Origin of the sequence: Acinetobacter sp. Ac_3412 (assembly GCF_013072675.1) — a bacterium.
Taxonomy (GTDB): Bacteria; Pseudomonadota; Gammaproteobacteria; order Pseudomonadales; family Moraxellaceae; genus Acinetobacter; species Acinetobacter higginsii.
The window spans coordinates 1-16,030 of the sequence record NZ_LXUJ01000012.1; the positions used below are offsets into that span (position 1 = coordinate 1).

Consider the following 16,030-nt stretch of genomic DNA (forward strand, 5'->3'; position numbering starts at 1 on the left):
AGGTGTTGCCTGCTGGGTCAGTCGCTGTCGCAGTGACGGTCTCACCATTGGTCAAGCCACCTGGATTTGGTGTAGTCCATACTCCAGTCGTTGGATCCGTTGGAACCTGAACTGTACTACCATCCGGGAACGTCACCGTAACCGTCGAACCTGGTTCTGCCGTACCACTGATTGGGTCAGTCGCATTGATTGGATCAAGGACGGGTGCATTTGGTGCAACCGTATCAACTGTATAGATTTGGGTATCTGTTACATTGCTGCTATTGCCTGCTGCATCTGTAAACGTGACTTTGGCATCAATGGTTTTATCACTATCAGCCAATAAACCGCTACCTGGTACATTCACACTCCAAGTACCATTCGCCGAATTGACTGTCGCTGTATAGGTCACACCATTCACTACAACCGTGACCACTGTGGTTGCTGCATCTGCTGGCACGCCTGTTAATGTGCCTGTTAAGGTTACATTGTCCGCTGATTCTGCCGCATTCAAAACATTGTCTGCTGTCACAGAGTCAATATTGAGGGTTGTACCTGAAACATCTGGGCCAACTGTATCCACAGTTTCTGTACCTGGTGCAGATGGGTTACCTGCTGGGTCTGTTGCCACAGCTGTTACTGTACTGCCATTCGGTAAATTACCTGGATTTGGTGTGGTCCATACCCCAGTGGTTGGATCTGTTGGTACTTGAACCGTAGTGCCATCTGGGAAGGTCACCGTCACCGTCGAACCTGGTTCTGCAGTCCCTGTAATTGGATCAGTAGCATTGATTGGATCAATCTCTGGTGCATTTGGTGCAGTTGTATCAACTGTATACACTTGGGTATCTGTTACATTGCTGCTATTGCCTGCCGCATCTGTAAACGTAACTTTGGCATCAATGGTTTTATCGCCATCAGCCAATAAACCGCTACCTGGCACACTCACACTCCAAGTGCCATTCGCCGAATTGACTGTCGCTGTATAGGTCACACCATTGACTACAACCGTTACCACTGTGGTTGCTGCATCTGCTGGCACACCTGTCAAGGTTCCAGTTAAGGTTACATTGCCCGCAGATTCTGCTGCATTGATAACGTTATCCGCAGTCACAGGATCAATGTTCAGTGTTGTACCAGAAACATCTGGTCCAACTGTATCCACTGTTTCTGTGCCTGGTGCAGATGGGTTACCCGCTGGATCGGTTGCAACCGCAGTAACTGTACCACCATTTGGTAAGTTACCTGGATTTGGTACTGTCCACGCACCTGTGACTGGATCAGTTGGTACTTGAACTGTGGTTCCGTTCGGGAAGGTCACCGTCACTGTCGAACCTGGTTCTGCTGTTCCTGTAATCGGATCAACTGCATTGATTGGATCAATGTCTGGTGCATTCGGTGCTGTGGTATCAACTGAATAAACTTGAGTGTCCGTTACATTGCTGCTGTTACCTGCCGCATCTGTAAACGTGACCTTAGCATCAATGGTCTTATCGCCATCTGCCAACAAGCCACTGCCTGGTACACTCACACTCCATGTACCATTCGCTGAATTGACTGTTGCTGTATAAGTCACACCATTCACAACAACGGTTACAACAGTGCTCGCTGCATCTGCAGGTACGCCTGTCAAGGTTCCAGTTAAGGTAACATTGCCTGATGATTCTGCCGCATTCAGGACATTGTCTGCAGTGACTGGATCAATATTAAATTTTACGCCATCCGTATTTGGTGGTGTGGTATCTGTATTGTTGTCATTATTGCCCCCACCTCCACCGCCGCCACTTGCTGCTGCGGCTATCCCGCCAATCGCAAGTACAGGTAAAGCCCACAACCATGGACTAAAACCACTCGATGCTTCACCTGCATAAAGTAATGGTTCTACTGCCTGAATTGGCTGCAATGTTGCTGCTTCAACAGGTGCCGCTGCCGCTTCGGGTACTACCGCTGGTGTTTCTTCTAAAAAGACAGCCCCTTCATGATCATCATCATCCGAGTCCGCATCTGCATCTGCGTCCGCATCGGCATCGGCATCACTTTCCATATCCTTAAAGTGTGCCCAGACTAATTGATTATCATCACCTTGTAGTACAAGGCTGTTATCAGCTACCTCACTATTATTAAAGAAATTATGAATAACGATTGTTTCGCCATTTTTTAATACTACAACAGCATTTTCACCATCTCTCTTAACAACTGAAATATCATTTGCAGAGACCTTAATTAATACAACTGAAGGTTCAGAGGGTAATGTTGCTGTTTTTCCCGTCGTATTTACAAGGGTTTGATGACTTTCCTTGGAAATAATCTGTATTTGAGACATGGTTATATTCCTCATTATAAATTATTAATTCTTAATCAATTCTTAATTACATTATTAACTTAAGTTTAAATTATTGTTTCTAAGTGATAGAGTTCACAGCAACACTTTAAATCAAACAAAATAAATGTTAAATAGCGCACAAAATAAAAAAACAAACTTACATTGTAATATTTTTTCACAACAAAATAAGACCATGATTTAAAAGATTAAAAAATAAAAAAGCTTTTCTTAATAATTATAAAAATTACACTTCTAAACAAATATGACAAAATAATCCATTAGATTCCTAAAAGGTATTTAAATTTAATTTAACAAACTTTTTAAATATATTATTTAAATAACAAATACAAATTAAATTTTTAAATTATTCTTTAATTAAAATTCAAATATAGTTTAACTTTTATTTACCCAACAAAATAAAAAGCCTTTTTATAAAAAAGGCTTTTTTAACAAAAAACAAAAATATGCAATTAAAAATTCTCAGGATTCTCTAGTCGCTTAACTTCTTCTCTCTTATTTGGATGATGCATGGTTGCGACCCCATCTTCAGTTTTCTGATCCAATAAAATTTCAGGATTATAGATAGTAATCGTTTCTCTCCCCAAGCTATCCTCATCAACGATATATTTAAAACCACGACGATTCATCTTATTGCACATCCGTTGGTAGAAACCCTTCAGCCCTTGTGTCTCTTCACTCGGATTGTAATAGAAAGCATTCATCACTGCAGGTAAACCAAGACCACAAACCACACCTGACAGCAGTACACTAATAAAGGTATAGCCAATCAAGATACTACTGTATTGGCTCAATTCTGGAATATTCGCCACAGCAAGGATCAACGCCAGTGAAATCCCTCCGCGGACACCGCCCCACGAAAGAATAGCTAAACTGCCGTTGTAACTTTTATTACGGAAGGATGGAAATAGGGCGAAAGCAGCGAAGTTTGCTGCAAAACGAGATAAATGCAGAATAATAAAGGCAATGATGCCACCAATAATTAAGTTGGCACTTAAATCAAGAATAAACAGCTCTAAACCAATCAATGTAAACAGGAATGAATTGATAATCCCTTCAACAGTATGCCAAAAATGGTTCACTTCACGAATTTCTCTTTGTTCGCGAATTTCCTGCCACTTGTTGCCGACAATCAAACCACCAATGACACAGGCAATCGGAGCAGATGCATGTGCAAATAAAGCAACGAGATAAGAACCACTTGCAAGTAGTGCGGTAGTTAAAATCAAAGATTCCATCTCATGTTTACCTCTTAGTAAACGTAAGATCGCAAAACCAAATGCAAAACCAATAATCACAGCAACAAAGATTTCATATAATAACGTTTCTATGGTTGCTAATAATGAAAAATGCTCTCCTTGCAAAACCTTTAATAAGGTCATAAACAAGGCAATACACATCGCATCATTAAATAATGACTCCCCCTCTAATTTTACAATCAGATGATGCGGTGCCCGAATAGAACTTAATACCCCTTTAACACCAATTGGATCGGTTGCACCAAGTGCCGCACCTAATAATAGTAAAACACCAATTGGTACCGGGTAGCCAACCAGCCATTGAAATAAATACAATAATCCGGCATAAAATCCTGCACATAACACCAGTGCAATCGTGGCTAAAATGCCAATTGGTTTCCAATAACTCCTTAAGTCTGAAATTTTAAATTTCAGTGCAGATGAAGTTAAAATAAAACAAATCACACCATTGATTAGAAAATCATAAAAATCAATATTTCTTACAGCAGCTTCAATATTATGAATATTAATGGTAATAAATTGATTACCATTTAATAAACTTGCACCCCACTGCAAAATAAAGACAAAAATAGCCGAGACAATTGGAACACCAATTGCCTGAGGAAAACCGAGTATTCGTTTATTAAAAATGGTCGTCGCAATGGATAAGGCAAAAACAACCGTCAATGCTTGTAAAAGAAAAAAGTTACCCATATGACCTCTTTATTTATTCAATTTTAACAACATATACGTTATTTAAATTTTAAAATTTTAATCAATGATAAAATTTAAAATATTATGCGATTGAATAAAGAGTGAAGGTCTATGCTGTAATTCCTCCATTTTATTATTTAATTTATATTAACAAATGGTTTAGATACAACAATAAACCAATCATCCTCAATTCAGCATAGACGCTCTTATTTTACGTTAATTGTTCTTCTGATTCGTATATCTTCCGTATAAAAATCAAGGAGAAACGCTCCTTTTTTGTCCTATTTAAAGGTATTACACTGATTCACGTCACCTGATTTCAAACCGATCTGAAACCATTGCATCCGCTGTTCACTAGTACCATGAGTAAAACTATCTGGCACAACTTGTCCAGTCGCACGGCGTTGTAAATAGTCATCACCAATTTTTTCGGCTGCATCCATTGCTTCTTCAATATCCCCTTGTTCAAGGAACTGCGTACGTTTTTGATTCTGATGCGCCCAAATTCCTGCAAAACAATCTGCCTGTAATTCTAAACGTACAGAGAGTTGATTACCTTGTGCTTGACTGGCCTGTGCACGTGCTTGCTGCACCTGACCTGAAATACCTAATAGGTTTTGGATATGATGCCCCACCTCATGCGCAATCACATAGGCCTGAGCAAAATCCCCAGCCTGATCCTGACGAGAAAGTTCTGTTTGATTTTGTTCTCCAGAAATACCCATTTGCTGACGCATATCTTTAAAGAATGAGGTATCAATATAAACTTTCTGATCAGCCGGACAATAAAAAGGTCCCATCGCAGCCTGTGCAGTACCACACCCTGAACGTACAACACCACTGAAGAGTACTAAGCTTGGCGGCTTATAAGTCATCCCCAGCTGCTGAAAGATTGGTGTCCACGTATCTTCTGTATCTGCCAACACCGTTCCAACGAACTCACTGGCCTCTTTTTGTTCAGCAGTCAAGTTCTGTGGTGCACTGCCTTGTTGAGAAGACTGTGCGGTTACAGCTTGTGTCGCTTGATAGGCTTGTTGAGGGTCAACCCCAAAAAACTTCCAAGCCACGAAAGCAACCACTAGCCCAATAATACTAATACCACCTGCTTTCGCACCGCCACCACCACGACGGTCTTCTACATTGGTACTGACTCGACGACCTTTCCAACGCATAATTACCTCACATAATTCTGATGATGACGACCTAGGTTTAAGTAGATGCTTTTTTTGGCCAGAGTTTCTTGATCAAACTGACAATCACCAACACAACAGCACCTGCAAGCAAACCAATGCCTAAGTTAATCAAGGTTGGTGTTAAAGCACCAATGATTGAACCGACACTTGGAATGAGCTCTAAATGATCAACCGTTTCTTCAGTAAAATGATGCAATAAAGGAATGGTATGCGAAATAATACCTCCACCCACTAAAAACATTGCAACCGTTCCAACAATTGAAAGTGTTTTCATTAAAATTGGAGCAAAACCAAGTAAACCACGACCGATTTTATTTTTTAATTCAGAAGCTTGTTGTGTAAGATATAAACCTAAATCGTCAATTTTTACGATCATTGCAACTAGGCCATATACCCCGACAGTCATGACGATTGCAATAATACTTAATACTGTCACTTTAGTCATAAATGCAGCTGTTGCAACTGTACCTAACGAAATCACCACAATTTCAGCAGAAAGAATAAAGTCTGTTCGAATCGCTCCCTTTACTTTTTCCTTTTCAAATTTGGCTAAATCGACTTCGACGTGTTGTAAGTTTTCACTGGCCTCCTCTGCTGTTTTGGCTTTTTTATGAAACAGCATATGCACAACCTTCTCTACCCCTTCATAACAGAGGAATAGACCTCCGATCATAAGTAACGGGTTAATCAACCAAGGGGCAACAACACTAATCAATAACGCCAATGGAACGAGAATTAATTTATTAACAAATGAACCTTTTGCAACACTCCAGACTACAGGTAATTCTCGATCTGAACGTACACCACTCACTTGTTGAGCATTCAGCGCTAAGTCATCACCTAAAACACCAGCAGTTTTTTTGGCTGCCATTTTACTCATGACTGCAACATCATCTAAAATTGTTGCAATATCATCTAGTAATAGTAATAAACCACTCGCCATTTTTATTTCCTGATTTGTATTTATACAGCCATTGTAGAATCACGCAGTGAAATCACAATATGATTTTAAGAAAAAGTTAAAATTATCGCTGACGAAAAAAATTTATTTCTCGTACAATAATATCAATCTTATATCTATGAAATTACTGAATCTTGGAACATATCATGAGTAATATTGATCAACGTCCCATCATTTTGACAGGCGACCGTCCAACGGGACAACTCCACCTCGGACATTTTGTCGGTTCATTACGTTCTCGTGTAGGTCTACAAGATAGTCATCATCAACATCTGTTATTGGCAGATGCGCAAGCAATGACAGACAATGCTGATAATCCAGATAAAGTCCGTAATAACATTCTGCAAGTTGCACTCGACTATCTTGCTGTCGGGATTGACCCAAGCAAAACCACAATTTGTGTACAGTCTTGCTTACCTGCGTTGAATGAATTGACCATGATTTACCTCAATTACGTGACTGTTGCACGTTTAGAGCGTAACCCTACTGTAAAAGCTGAAATTCAATTACGTAATTTTGAGCGTGATATTCCAGCAGGCTTCCTGTGCTACCCAATTGCACAGGCAGCAGACATTACCGCATTTAAAGCGACTGTCGTTCCTGTTGGTGAAGATCAACTCCCAATGATCGAACAAACCAACGAAGTGGTACGTCGTATTAATCGTCAAATTGGTCATGATCTATTACCAGAATGTAAAGCCCTGTTGTCAAATATGGCACGCTTACCTGGTTTTGATGGCAAAGCGAAGATGTCGAAATCTTTGGGCAATACCATTGTGTTGAATGCTACGGATAAAGACATTAAAAAAGCTGTCAATGCAATGTATACCGATCCAAACCATCTTCGTATTGAAGACCCAGGTCAGGTTGAAGGCAACATCGTATTTACCTATCTTGATGCTTTCGATCCAAACAAAGAAGAAGTGGAAGAATTAAAAGCACATTATCGTCGTGGTGGTCTCGGTGATGGTACTGTGAAAAAGCGCTTGGAAGGTGTTTTGCAAGAGCTAATTGCCCCGATTCGTGAACGTCGTGCTGAGCTGGAAAAAGATCCAGATTACATTATGGATGTATTGAAACAAGGTACCGAAAAGTGCCGCATCATTACTCAACAAACACTGGATGAAGTGAAAGCGGGAATTGGATTATTTAAATTCTAATTTGCGTTACTTTTCACATAAAAAGCCCTTGATTGGGCTTTTTATGTTTTAAGCATTTGATTTAAGTTTTATTTTAGAACTCTTCCGAACAATCAAAAACTAACAATTATCGTCACTTCTTAACATCTATTAACAGTAGTTAACATGAATACCGATGAACTTAGTCAGGTTTTTAAATACTATGGCGTTGTAGGTTAGTTAACACTAATCTCATGACATTTCTCCTTTCAACCGAAACTGTTTTAAACAGATTCGTTGTTCAACGCAGTGATCACCCCAATCATTGCGTTTTTTTTCGTCTGCAAGATTGTGGTCAATTTAGGTTGAAATTTAGACGTGTTGGCTTTACTCTTATAACTGTTTTATTTTTATAAAAAATTTATTAATTAACGCTAAAAGAAATAAGAGTAATTACGATGATCTGGGATCTTTTAACACATCCTTCTAACCTTGTTTTTAGCATTGCTTTAATGCTATGCCTGTTTATTGGCCTGCTCGAATTCATTCTATTATTATTCGGTGGTAGTTCTAGCTTTTTAGAACAATTTTTACCTGATAGTCTGAGCGATATTGATCATGCAGATGTCTCTGTAGAACAATCTGATTCTGTTTTGATCCAGTTTTTAGAATGGCTGTATTTGGGTAAAGTCCCTTTACTGATCTGGCTGATCATCTTCTTAACCGTCTATGCACTCACAGGTTTAATCATCCAAGACCTGTTCTATCAATTTACAGAACATTATCTTTCTGCGTGGATCATTGCCCCTGCCTGCTTATTTCTCTGTATGCCACTGGTCCGTTACAGCGCTGCATTAATTGCCAAAATTATTCCTAAAGATGAAACCACAGCAATTCAAGCAGACGATCTAATTGGCAGAACAGCACATATCATTTTAGGGGATGCTAAACCCAACTCCCCTGCACAAGCCAAAGTTAAAGACCAATTTGGCCAAACCCATTACGTCTTGGTTGAACCCGAACTTGATCTGGTTTTCCATCAAGGACAAGATGTGATTTTAACGCAAAGAACCAAAATTGGATTCCAAGCGATTGCTGCTTAATTTTTATATTTATGACTACATGAGGGTGTTTACATGTTGAATTCAGCATTGACTGAAATTTTAATTATTACTGGTGTTATTTTTGCAGCACTGATTTTTATTGGCATAATTATCGCCCGTCTCTATACCCGTTCAAGTAAAGAAGTTTCTTTTGTGCGCACTGGTTTTGGTGGCGAAAAAGTCATTTTAAATGGCGGTGCAATTGTTCTCCCTGTCTTACACGAAATTATTCCTGTAAATATGAATACCTTACGTTTAGAGGTAAAACGTGCTGCAGACCAAGCCCTGATTACCCGTGACCGGATGCGTGTCGATGTCATGGCTGAATTCTATGTTCGTGTTAAACCGATTGCAGAGTCCATTGCGACTGCTGCACAAACCTTGGGGCGTAAAACCATGTCCCCGCCAGAGCTTAAAGATCTGGTCGAAGGTAAATTTGTCGATTCACTTCGTGCCGTTGCTGCAGAAATGGCAATGGAAGAACTACATGAAAAGCGTGTCGACTTTGTGCAAAAAGTTCAACAAGTCGTGTCTGAAGATTTATCCAAAAATGGTCTAGAACTTGAAACCGTATCTTTAACGGGTCTAGACCAAACTAGCTTTAAATTCTTTAATCCACAAAATGCGTTTGATGCGGAAGGTTTAACCAAGCTGACCGAAACCATTGAAGACCGTCGCAAGAAACGCAATGATATTGAACAAGATGCTGACCTTGCGATTCGTGCCAAGAACTTACAAGCAGAACGTGCTCGTTTAGAAATTTCACGTGAAGAAGAATATGCAAAGTTGCAACAAGAGCGCGAAATCTCGATTCGTAAAGCTGAACAAACTGCAGAAATCGCCTCTCAAGAAGCAGGTAAAAAACGTGAGGCTGAAGAAGCTCAAATTGCGGCTGAGCGTGAAGTGGAACTAAAACGAATTGCTTCTGCTCGTGATGTAGAGAATGAAAATATTCAAAAAGCTCAGCTCATTCAAAAAGCACAGGTCGAACAGAAGAAAACTATTGAATTGGCTGAGCAAGATCGCGCCATTGCCATTGCTGAAAAATCTCGTGCTGAATCAGAAGCCAAAGCGCAAGCAGACAAGGCTCGTGCCGAAGCGGTGAAAGCAGAGGAAGAAGTTGTGACGGTACGTGAAACACAACGTGCTGAGCGTCAAAAAGCAGTCGAGCTGGTTGCAGCTAAACAAACGGCAGAGAAAGAAGCCATTGCAATTACGGTTGCTGCGGATGCAGGTAAAAAAGCCGCTGCTGATGAAGCAGAAGCAGTACGTATTGCAGCAGAAGCAGATGCTGAAAAGATTCGCTTAAAAGCGAAAGGTGAGGCGGATGCAAAAATCCTACTTGCTCAAGCGTTGGAAAAACAATATCAGGTTGATGCGGAAGGTGCGCGTGCGGTGAATGAAGCAGCCAATACTCTTTCTGCTGAACAGGTTGAAATGCAAGTTCGCTTAGCTTTGCTTAAACACTTACCTGAGATCATTCGCGAAAGTGTTAAACCAATGGAGAATATTGATGATATCAAGATTTTACAGGTTAATGGTTTAAATGGTTTTGCAGGTGGCGGTACTGTCGGTAGCGATACGGTTGAAAATGGTCAAACCTCTTTATCTGATCAAGTGGTAAATAGTGCCCTACGCTACCGCTCACAAGCACCACTCATTGATAGCTTAATGAATGAACTTGGCTTACAAGGTGGTGATATTAATGGTTTAACGCAAGGGTTAAAACCTAAAGAGTAGACCAACAATCTTATGGCTAGAGAGCCGTAAGTCATTTCAAAAATCGGTTGTCTTGCAACCGATTTTTTATTTTTATAAAGTGAATCAGCACTTCTCGCTTCTGCAAAAATTCAAATGATGTTGATGTCATCATTCATTCACTTAGGCTTCTCATACTGCAAAATCCCCACCTCAGTAAATAAATGAGATGCCAATATGTCGCAGTTTATTCAAAGCCGTCGTCGTTTCTTAATTAATAGTGGAAAATTGGCTGTCGGTGTTGCATCTTTTTCAACCTTGGCTACCTGCGGCCTAAATGACAACAAAGCCCCAGCAATTATTCTTCCAGAGCATGCCAGACCCAAACTCCCGTCTGGTATTCAAATTGGTGATGTCCGCAATGGCAATGCAACCATTTGGGCACAATCAGATCGAGCTTCGAAACTACGTGTAGAATATGACTTTACTGATCGCTTTAAACAACCCAAAGTCGTATCAGGCCCAGTGGTAACCGCAGCCAGTGACTATACAGGGCGAGTGAACCTGACAGGTTTACCAAATGATCAGCATATTTTTTTGCGAGTTAGCTTTGAAGATGCGATACAAAATAATGCCTCCAGTGAAATCTATACTGGTAGCTTCCGCACCATGTCAACAGGCACCTCCCCTATTCGTTTTGTTTGGGGTGGCGATGTTGTAGGACAAGGTTGGGGTATTAACCCCGATATTGGAGGCATGAAAATCTGGGAAACGATGCGGCTACGTCAACCAGACTTTTTTATTCATAGTGGTGACACCATTTACGCAGATGGTCCGATCCAAAATACGGTGACTTTACAAGCAGGACAATCATTAAAGCCCGATGAGCTGCGCATCTGGAAAAATATTGTCACAGAAGAAGTCAGTAAAGTCGCTGAAAGCCTAAAAGAATTCCGTGGTCGCTATCGTTATAATTTTATGGATGAAAACTTACGGAAATTCGCTGCAGAAGTACCGCAAATTTGGCAATGGGATGACCATGAGGTTACCAATAACTGGTCTGCTACCAAAGATCTGAGCAAAAATAATGCTTATGCTGAAAAAGACATCAATACGCTGAGTTATCGTGGCAAGCAAGCATTTTTAGAATACTCTCCGATGCCATGGACAACTGAGGCATTCAGCGATCAGCGTATTTACCGTAAAATCAGTCATGGTCCATTACTAGATGTATTTGTACTCGATATGCGGTCGTATCGTGGAGGTAATAGTACCAATTTACAGGCCAGTCTAAATGCAGACACAGCCTTTCTCGGTGAAACTCAAGTCAACTGGCTGGTGGATGAATTGTCTAATTCAAAAGCCGTATGGAAAGGGATTGCTGCAGATATGCCGATTGGTTTAAATGTGCAAGATAATTTTGGCGTCGCTGACGGTATTGCTAAAACATGGGAAGCGATTGCAAATGGCAACAATGGCGCACCTCTCGGGCGTGAACTGGAAATTGCTGGCTTACTTCGTCGTATTAAGTCAGTAAAAAACATTATATGGCTAACAGCCGATGTTCATTATTGTGCCGCACATTATTATGATAATACCCGGGCTCAATTTACTGATTTTTCACCCTTCTGGGAGTTTGTAGCAGGTCCTTTAAATGCGGGTACTTTTGGTCCTAATCAAATGGATGCAACCTTTGGTGGACAAGTGATCTTTGAAAAAACTCCACCCGCAGGTAAAGCAAATCTCTCGCCTTTAGATGGGTACCAGTTCTTTGGTGAAGTGAATATTGATCCCCAAAGTAAAGCGTTAAAAGTTGAATTTTTTAATCTGGACGGTATTTCCCAATATACTCAAGAATTAACAGCGGTGTTGGGTTAAAGCTCAATCCTTAAAACAAAACTGAATAATAACCCAATAAAAAACCCCAATGTCTCCATTGGGGTTTTTTAAAGATTAAAATCTAACGTATTACGCTAAACCTTTCTCTTTTAAAACTTGCAACATAGTAGAACCAAGCTCAGCTGGGCTACGCGTGTAAGCCATTCCTGCACGTTCAAATGCAGCGAATTTCTCTTCAGCAGTACCTTGACCACCAGAAATGATCGCACCAGCGTGACCCATACGTTTACCTTTAGGTGCAGTTACACCCGCGATGTAACCGACTACAGGCTTAGTCACGTTAGATTTGATGAATTCAGCAGCTTCTTCTTCTGCTGTACCACCGATCTCACCGATCATGATGATTGCATCAGTATCTGGATCGTCTTGGAACAATTGAAGCGCTTCAATCTGGTTCATACCTGGGATTGGGTCACCACCAATACCGATACAAGTAGACTGACCTAAACCAAGCTTAGTTGTTTGAGCAACAGCTTCATAAGTCAATGTACCTGAACGTGAAATGATACCAATACGACCTGGTTGGTGGATGTGACCAGGCATAATACCGATCTTACATTCACCTGGAGTGATCACGCCTGGGCAGTTAGGACCAACTAAACGAGTACCGTTACCGTTAGTTTCTAAGTAGCGTTTAGCTTTAAGCATGTCGATAGTTGGAACACCTTCAGTGATCACAACGATCAGGCCAACACCTGAATCAACCGCTTCAACGATTGAGTCTAAAACGAATGGAGCTGGTACATAGATAACAGATGCATCTGCATTTGTTTCACGTACCGCTTCTTTCATTGTGTTGAATACTGGTAGGTCAAGGTGAGTTGTACCACCTTTACCTGGAGTAACACCACCAACAACTTTTGTACCGTAGTCTAAAGCTTGTGCAGAGTGGAAAGTACCGTTTTTACCAGTAAAACCTTGTACCAATACTTTAGTGTCTTTATTAATTAATACGCTCATGATTGATACTCCTTACGCTTTAACTGCAGCTACAACTTTTTCTGCGGCATCAGATAAACCGTTCGCAGAAATTAATTTCAAACCTGATTCATCAAGTAATTTAGCACCTAACTCAGCGTTGTTACCTTCTAAACGAACAACAACTGGTACAGTTACATTTACTTCTTGAACCGCTGCAATAATTGCTTCAGCAATCATGTCACAACGTACGATACCACCGAAGATGTTGATTAAAACACCTTGAACAGAAGTATCAGCAAGGATGATTTTGAACGCTTCGATTACGCGCTCTTTCGTTGCACCGCCACCAACATCAAGGAAGTTTGCAGGCTGACCACCATAAAGTTTGATGATGTCCATCGTTGCCATTGCAAGACCAGCACCGTTAACCATACAACCGATGTTACCTTCTAAAGCAACATAGTTAAGATCAAATTCAGATGCTTTCAATTCACGCTCATTCTCTTGAGACTTATCACGTAAAGCAGCAACTTTAGGTAAACGGTAAAGCGCGTTAGAGTCGATACCTACTTTCGCATCTACACATAAAATATCGCCATTTTCACGAACTGAAAGTGGGTTAATTTCGAATAATGCAAAGTCATTTTCAACAAATGCTTGGTAAGCAGCAGCCATAATTTTTACAAATTGGCTGATTTGCTTGTCTTTCAAACCTAAAGCAAACGCAACTTCACGTGCTTGGAATGGTTGTAAGCCAACTAATGGATCAACTTCAACTTTGATAATTTTTTCAGGCGTTTCTTCTGCAACTTTCTCGATTTCTACACCACCTTCGGTAGAAGCCATGAAAGTAATACGACGGCTAGAACGGTCTACAACCGCGCCCAAGTAAAGCTCACGCTCAACTGGATAAACGTCTTCAGCAACGATAATGCTGTTAACTGGTTGACCGTTTGCATCTGTTTGATACGTTACAAGACGAGTACCAATGATATTGTTTGCAAATTCGATAACATCTTCTTTAGATTTTGCAACTTTAACGCCACCAGCCTTACCACGACCACCAGCATGAACTTGCGCTTTCATTACAGCGAATTTACCACCAAGCTGTTCAAATGCAGCAACTGCTTCGTCTGCATTTGTTGCCAAGATACCTTCTTGTACTGGCATGCCATATTCTTTCAATAACGCTTTAGCTTGATACTCATGTAAGTTCATTTAGTTACCTACTATGTTGTTTGTAGTGATACAGCCTTGATCTTCTTAAAATCAGACTGCTACATATTGAATCAATGCTTGTCTAAATAAGACAATCATCATCATTCAAAAAAAGTGTGGCGAACCACACTTTATATTTATTTACGCTTACGTTGAATCGCGTGGATTGCACGACCGTCAACAGAAAGCGCTGCTTCATGTACAACTTCAGAGAAAGTCGGGTGACCGAAAGTCATCAATTGTAAATCTTCAACAGAAGAAACAAATTCAAGCGCGATCATACCTTGGTGTACGATATCAGATGCATTAGGACCCACAACGTGCATACCTAAAAGACGATCTGTTTTCGCATCAGCAACGAACTTCACAAAACCTGCAGTATCACCAGCAGCCAACGCACGACCATTCACCGCAAACGGGAATTGACCTGCTTTAACTTCGTGACCTTTTTCAGCTGCTTGTTCTTCAGTTAAACCAACCCAAGCTGCTTCTGGATGCGTGTAGATAACGCTGATGATTGTGTCGTAGTTCACTTGAGCAGCATGACCGTGAATACGTTCAACTGCCATTACGCCTTCTTCCATTGCTTTATGTGCAAGCATTGGACCGCGTACCAAGTCACCAATCGCATAAACACCTTCAACAGATGTTTGGCACTGATCATTTACATCAACCAAACCACGTTCAGTCAATTTAATGCCAGAATCTTCAGCCAATAAACCTTCTGCATAGGCTTTACGGCCTACACAAACAATAAGCTTGTCAAAAACTTGTTCTTTGTCTTCGCCAGCTTGGTTGTATTTAACCGTTACTTCTTGACCATTGGTTTCAGCGCCAGAAACTTTCGCACCAATACGGATATCCAAACCTTGTTTCTTCAAGATTTTTTGATATTCCTTCGCCAATGCTTTATCAGCCATTGGTAAGAATGCATCTAATGCTTCAAACACAACAACTTCTGATCCAAGACGACGCCATACAGAGCCAAGTTCTAGACCGATAACACCAGCACCAATTACACCAAGACGCTTAGGAACTTCTGAGAATTTCAATGCGCCAGTCGAATCAACAATTAAGTCTTCATCAACAGGTGCGACTGGAATATTTACAGGTACAGAACCGGTCGCAAGAATTACGTACTTTGGTTCTAAAACTTGTACTTCACCTTCAAAAGGTGTGAATTCTACTTTTTTATCTGCAAGTAATTTACCAGTACCTTGTAACCACTCGATACCATTACCTTTTAGTAATTGAGCCACACCACCCGTCAATTGATCAACAACTTTGTCTTTACGTGCCAACAAAGTGTCTAAATCAAATTTAACTTCACCCGTCGTAATACCGTGTTCAGCAAGTTCGTGAACAGTTGCTTCGTAACGGTGAGAAGAGTCAAGCAATGCTTTAGAAGGGATACAACCAACGTTTAAACAGGTACCACCTAAAGATGGCTTACCATTGTGAATACGTTTTTCGATACAAGCGACTTTGAAACCAAGTTGAGCTGCACGAATCGCCGCTTCATAACCACCAGGTCCACCGCCAATGACAACAAGATCAAACTGTTGAGACATTTTTCTATTCCTTAAATCTCCCCCTAACCCCCTCTTTGCAAAGAGGGGAAATACCGTGACTGGTAGTCCCCCTTTA

Annotated in this window: 11 protein-coding genes; 4 read left to right on the forward strand and 7 right to left on the reverse strand. The window is 40.7% G+C overall.

Annotation, left to right across the window (positions count from 1 at the left end):
* From A7P54_RS15335 to A7P54_RS15350, 4 genes are all read right to left on the reverse strand, one after another.
* The coding region (locus tag A7P54_RS15335) for an Ig-like domain-containing protein (protein ID WP_171550088.1) at positions 1–2,302 on the reverse strand (2,302 nt) is incomplete at its 3' end.
* 470 nt (positions 2,303–2,772) lie between these two features.
* Positions 2,773–4,272, reverse strand: coding sequence for a cation:proton antiporter (locus A7P54_RS15340; RefSeq protein WP_171550089.1), 1,500 nt, complete (start codon positions 4,270–4,272; stop codon positions 2,773–2,775).
* 281 nt (positions 4,273–4,553) lie between these two features.
* On the reverse strand, positions 4,554–5,444 hold the full coding sequence (locus A7P54_RS15345; RefSeq protein ID WP_005205856.1) for a neutral zinc metallopeptidase: 891 nt from the start codon (positions 5,442–5,444) through the stop codon (positions 4,554–4,556).
* Between the two features lie 37 nt (positions 5,445–5,481).
* Positions 5,482–6,408: a DUF808 domain-containing protein gene (locus A7P54_RS15350; protein WP_171550090.1), complete on the reverse strand. Its 927-nt coding sequence runs from the start codon at positions 6,406–6,408 to the stop codon at positions 5,482–5,484.
* A 164-nt stretch (positions 6,409–6,572) separates the two neighbouring features.
* Between A7P54_RS15350 and trpS the strand changes: the two genes are divergently transcribed.
* The 4 genes from trpS (at position 6,573) to A7P54_RS15370 (ending at position 12,223) form a co-directional block, all read left to right on the forward strand.
* Positions 6,573–7,586 (forward strand): tryptophan--tRNA ligase, encoded by a 1,014-nt coding sequence (gene trpS, locus A7P54_RS15355; protein WP_004652187.1) that lies wholly within the window; start codon positions 6,573–6,575, stop codon positions 7,584–7,586.
* Positions 7,587–8,002: 416 nt separating this feature from the next.
* Positions 8,003–8,647, forward strand: coding sequence for a YqiJ family protein (locus tag A7P54_RS15360; protein ID WP_005205862.1), 645 nt, complete (start codon positions 8,003–8,005; stop codon positions 8,645–8,647).
* Between the two features lie 33 nt (positions 8,648–8,680).
* Positions 8,681–10,387: a flotillin family protein gene (locus A7P54_RS15365; protein ID WP_005205870.1), complete on the forward strand. Its 1,707-nt coding sequence runs from the start codon at positions 8,681–8,683 to the stop codon at positions 10,385–10,387.
* Positions 10,388–10,582: 195 nt separating this feature from the next.
* Complete coding sequence (locus A7P54_RS15370) at positions 10,583–12,223, forward strand: alkaline phosphatase D family protein (RefSeq protein WP_171550091.1); 1,641 nt, start codon at positions 10,583–10,585, stop codon at positions 12,221–12,223.
* A gap of 90 nt (positions 12,224–12,313) precedes the next feature.
* Here the strand turns inward: A7P54_RS15370 and sucD are convergent, their stop codons facing one another.
* From sucD to lpdA, 3 genes are all read right to left on the reverse strand, one after another.
* A complete protein-coding gene (gene sucD / locus A7P54_RS15375) occupies positions 12,314–13,204 on the reverse strand; it encodes a succinate--CoA ligase subunit alpha (RefSeq protein ID WP_003655479.1) in 891 nt (296 codons plus the stop codon).
* Between the two features lie 12 nt (positions 13,205–13,216).
* Positions 13,217–14,383, reverse strand: a complete 1,167-nt coding sequence (gene sucC, locus A7P54_RS15380; RefSeq protein WP_003655470.1) for an ADP-forming succinate--CoA ligase subunit beta — start codon at positions 14,381–14,383, stop codon at positions 13,217–13,219.
* Between the two features lie 137 nt (positions 14,384–14,520).
* Positions 14,521–15,954 (reverse strand): dihydrolipoyl dehydrogenase, encoded by a 1,434-nt coding sequence (gene lpdA, locus A7P54_RS15385; RefSeq protein ID WP_171550092.1) that lies wholly within the window; start codon positions 15,952–15,954, stop codon positions 14,521–14,523.
* Between the last annotated feature and the right edge of the window lie 76 nt (positions 15,955–16,030).

Coding starts and splice junctions, on each gene's coding strand:
- sucD (WP_003655479.1), bottom strand. CDS start 13,204: ATGAGCGTATTAATTAATAAAGACACTAAAGTATTGGTACAAGGTTTT.
- A7P54_RS15365 (WP_005205870.1), top strand. CDS start 8,681: ATGTTGAATTCAGCATTGACTGAAATTTTAATTATTACTGGTGTTATT.
- A7P54_RS15345 (WP_005205856.1), bottom strand. CDS start 5,444: ATGCGTTGGAAAGGTCGTCGAGTCAGTACCAATGTAGAAGACCGTCGT.
- A7P54_RS15370 (WP_171550091.1), top strand. CDS start 10,583: ATGTCGCAGTTTATTCAAAGCCGTCGTCGTTTCTTAATTAATAGTGGA.
- lpdA (WP_171550092.1), bottom strand. CDS start 15,954: ATGTCTCAACAGTTTGATCTTGTTGTCATTGGCGGTGGACCTGGTGGT.
- trpS (WP_004652187.1), top strand. CDS start 6,573: ATGAGTAATATTGATCAACGTCCCATCATTTTGACAGGCGACCGTCCA.
- sucC (WP_003655470.1), bottom strand. CDS start 14,383: ATGAACTTACATGAGTATCAAGCTAAAGCGTTATTGAAAGAATATGGC.
- A7P54_RS15360 (WP_005205862.1), top strand. CDS start 8,003: ATGATCTGGGATCTTTTAACACATCCTTCTAACCTTGTTTTTAGCATT.
- A7P54_RS15350 (WP_171550090.1), bottom strand. CDS start 6,408: ATGGCGAGTGGTTTATTACTATTACTAGATGATATTGCAACAATTTTA.
- A7P54_RS15340 (WP_171550089.1), bottom strand. CDS start 4,272: ATGGGTAACTTTTTTCTTTTACAAGCATTGACGGTTGTTTTTGCCTTA.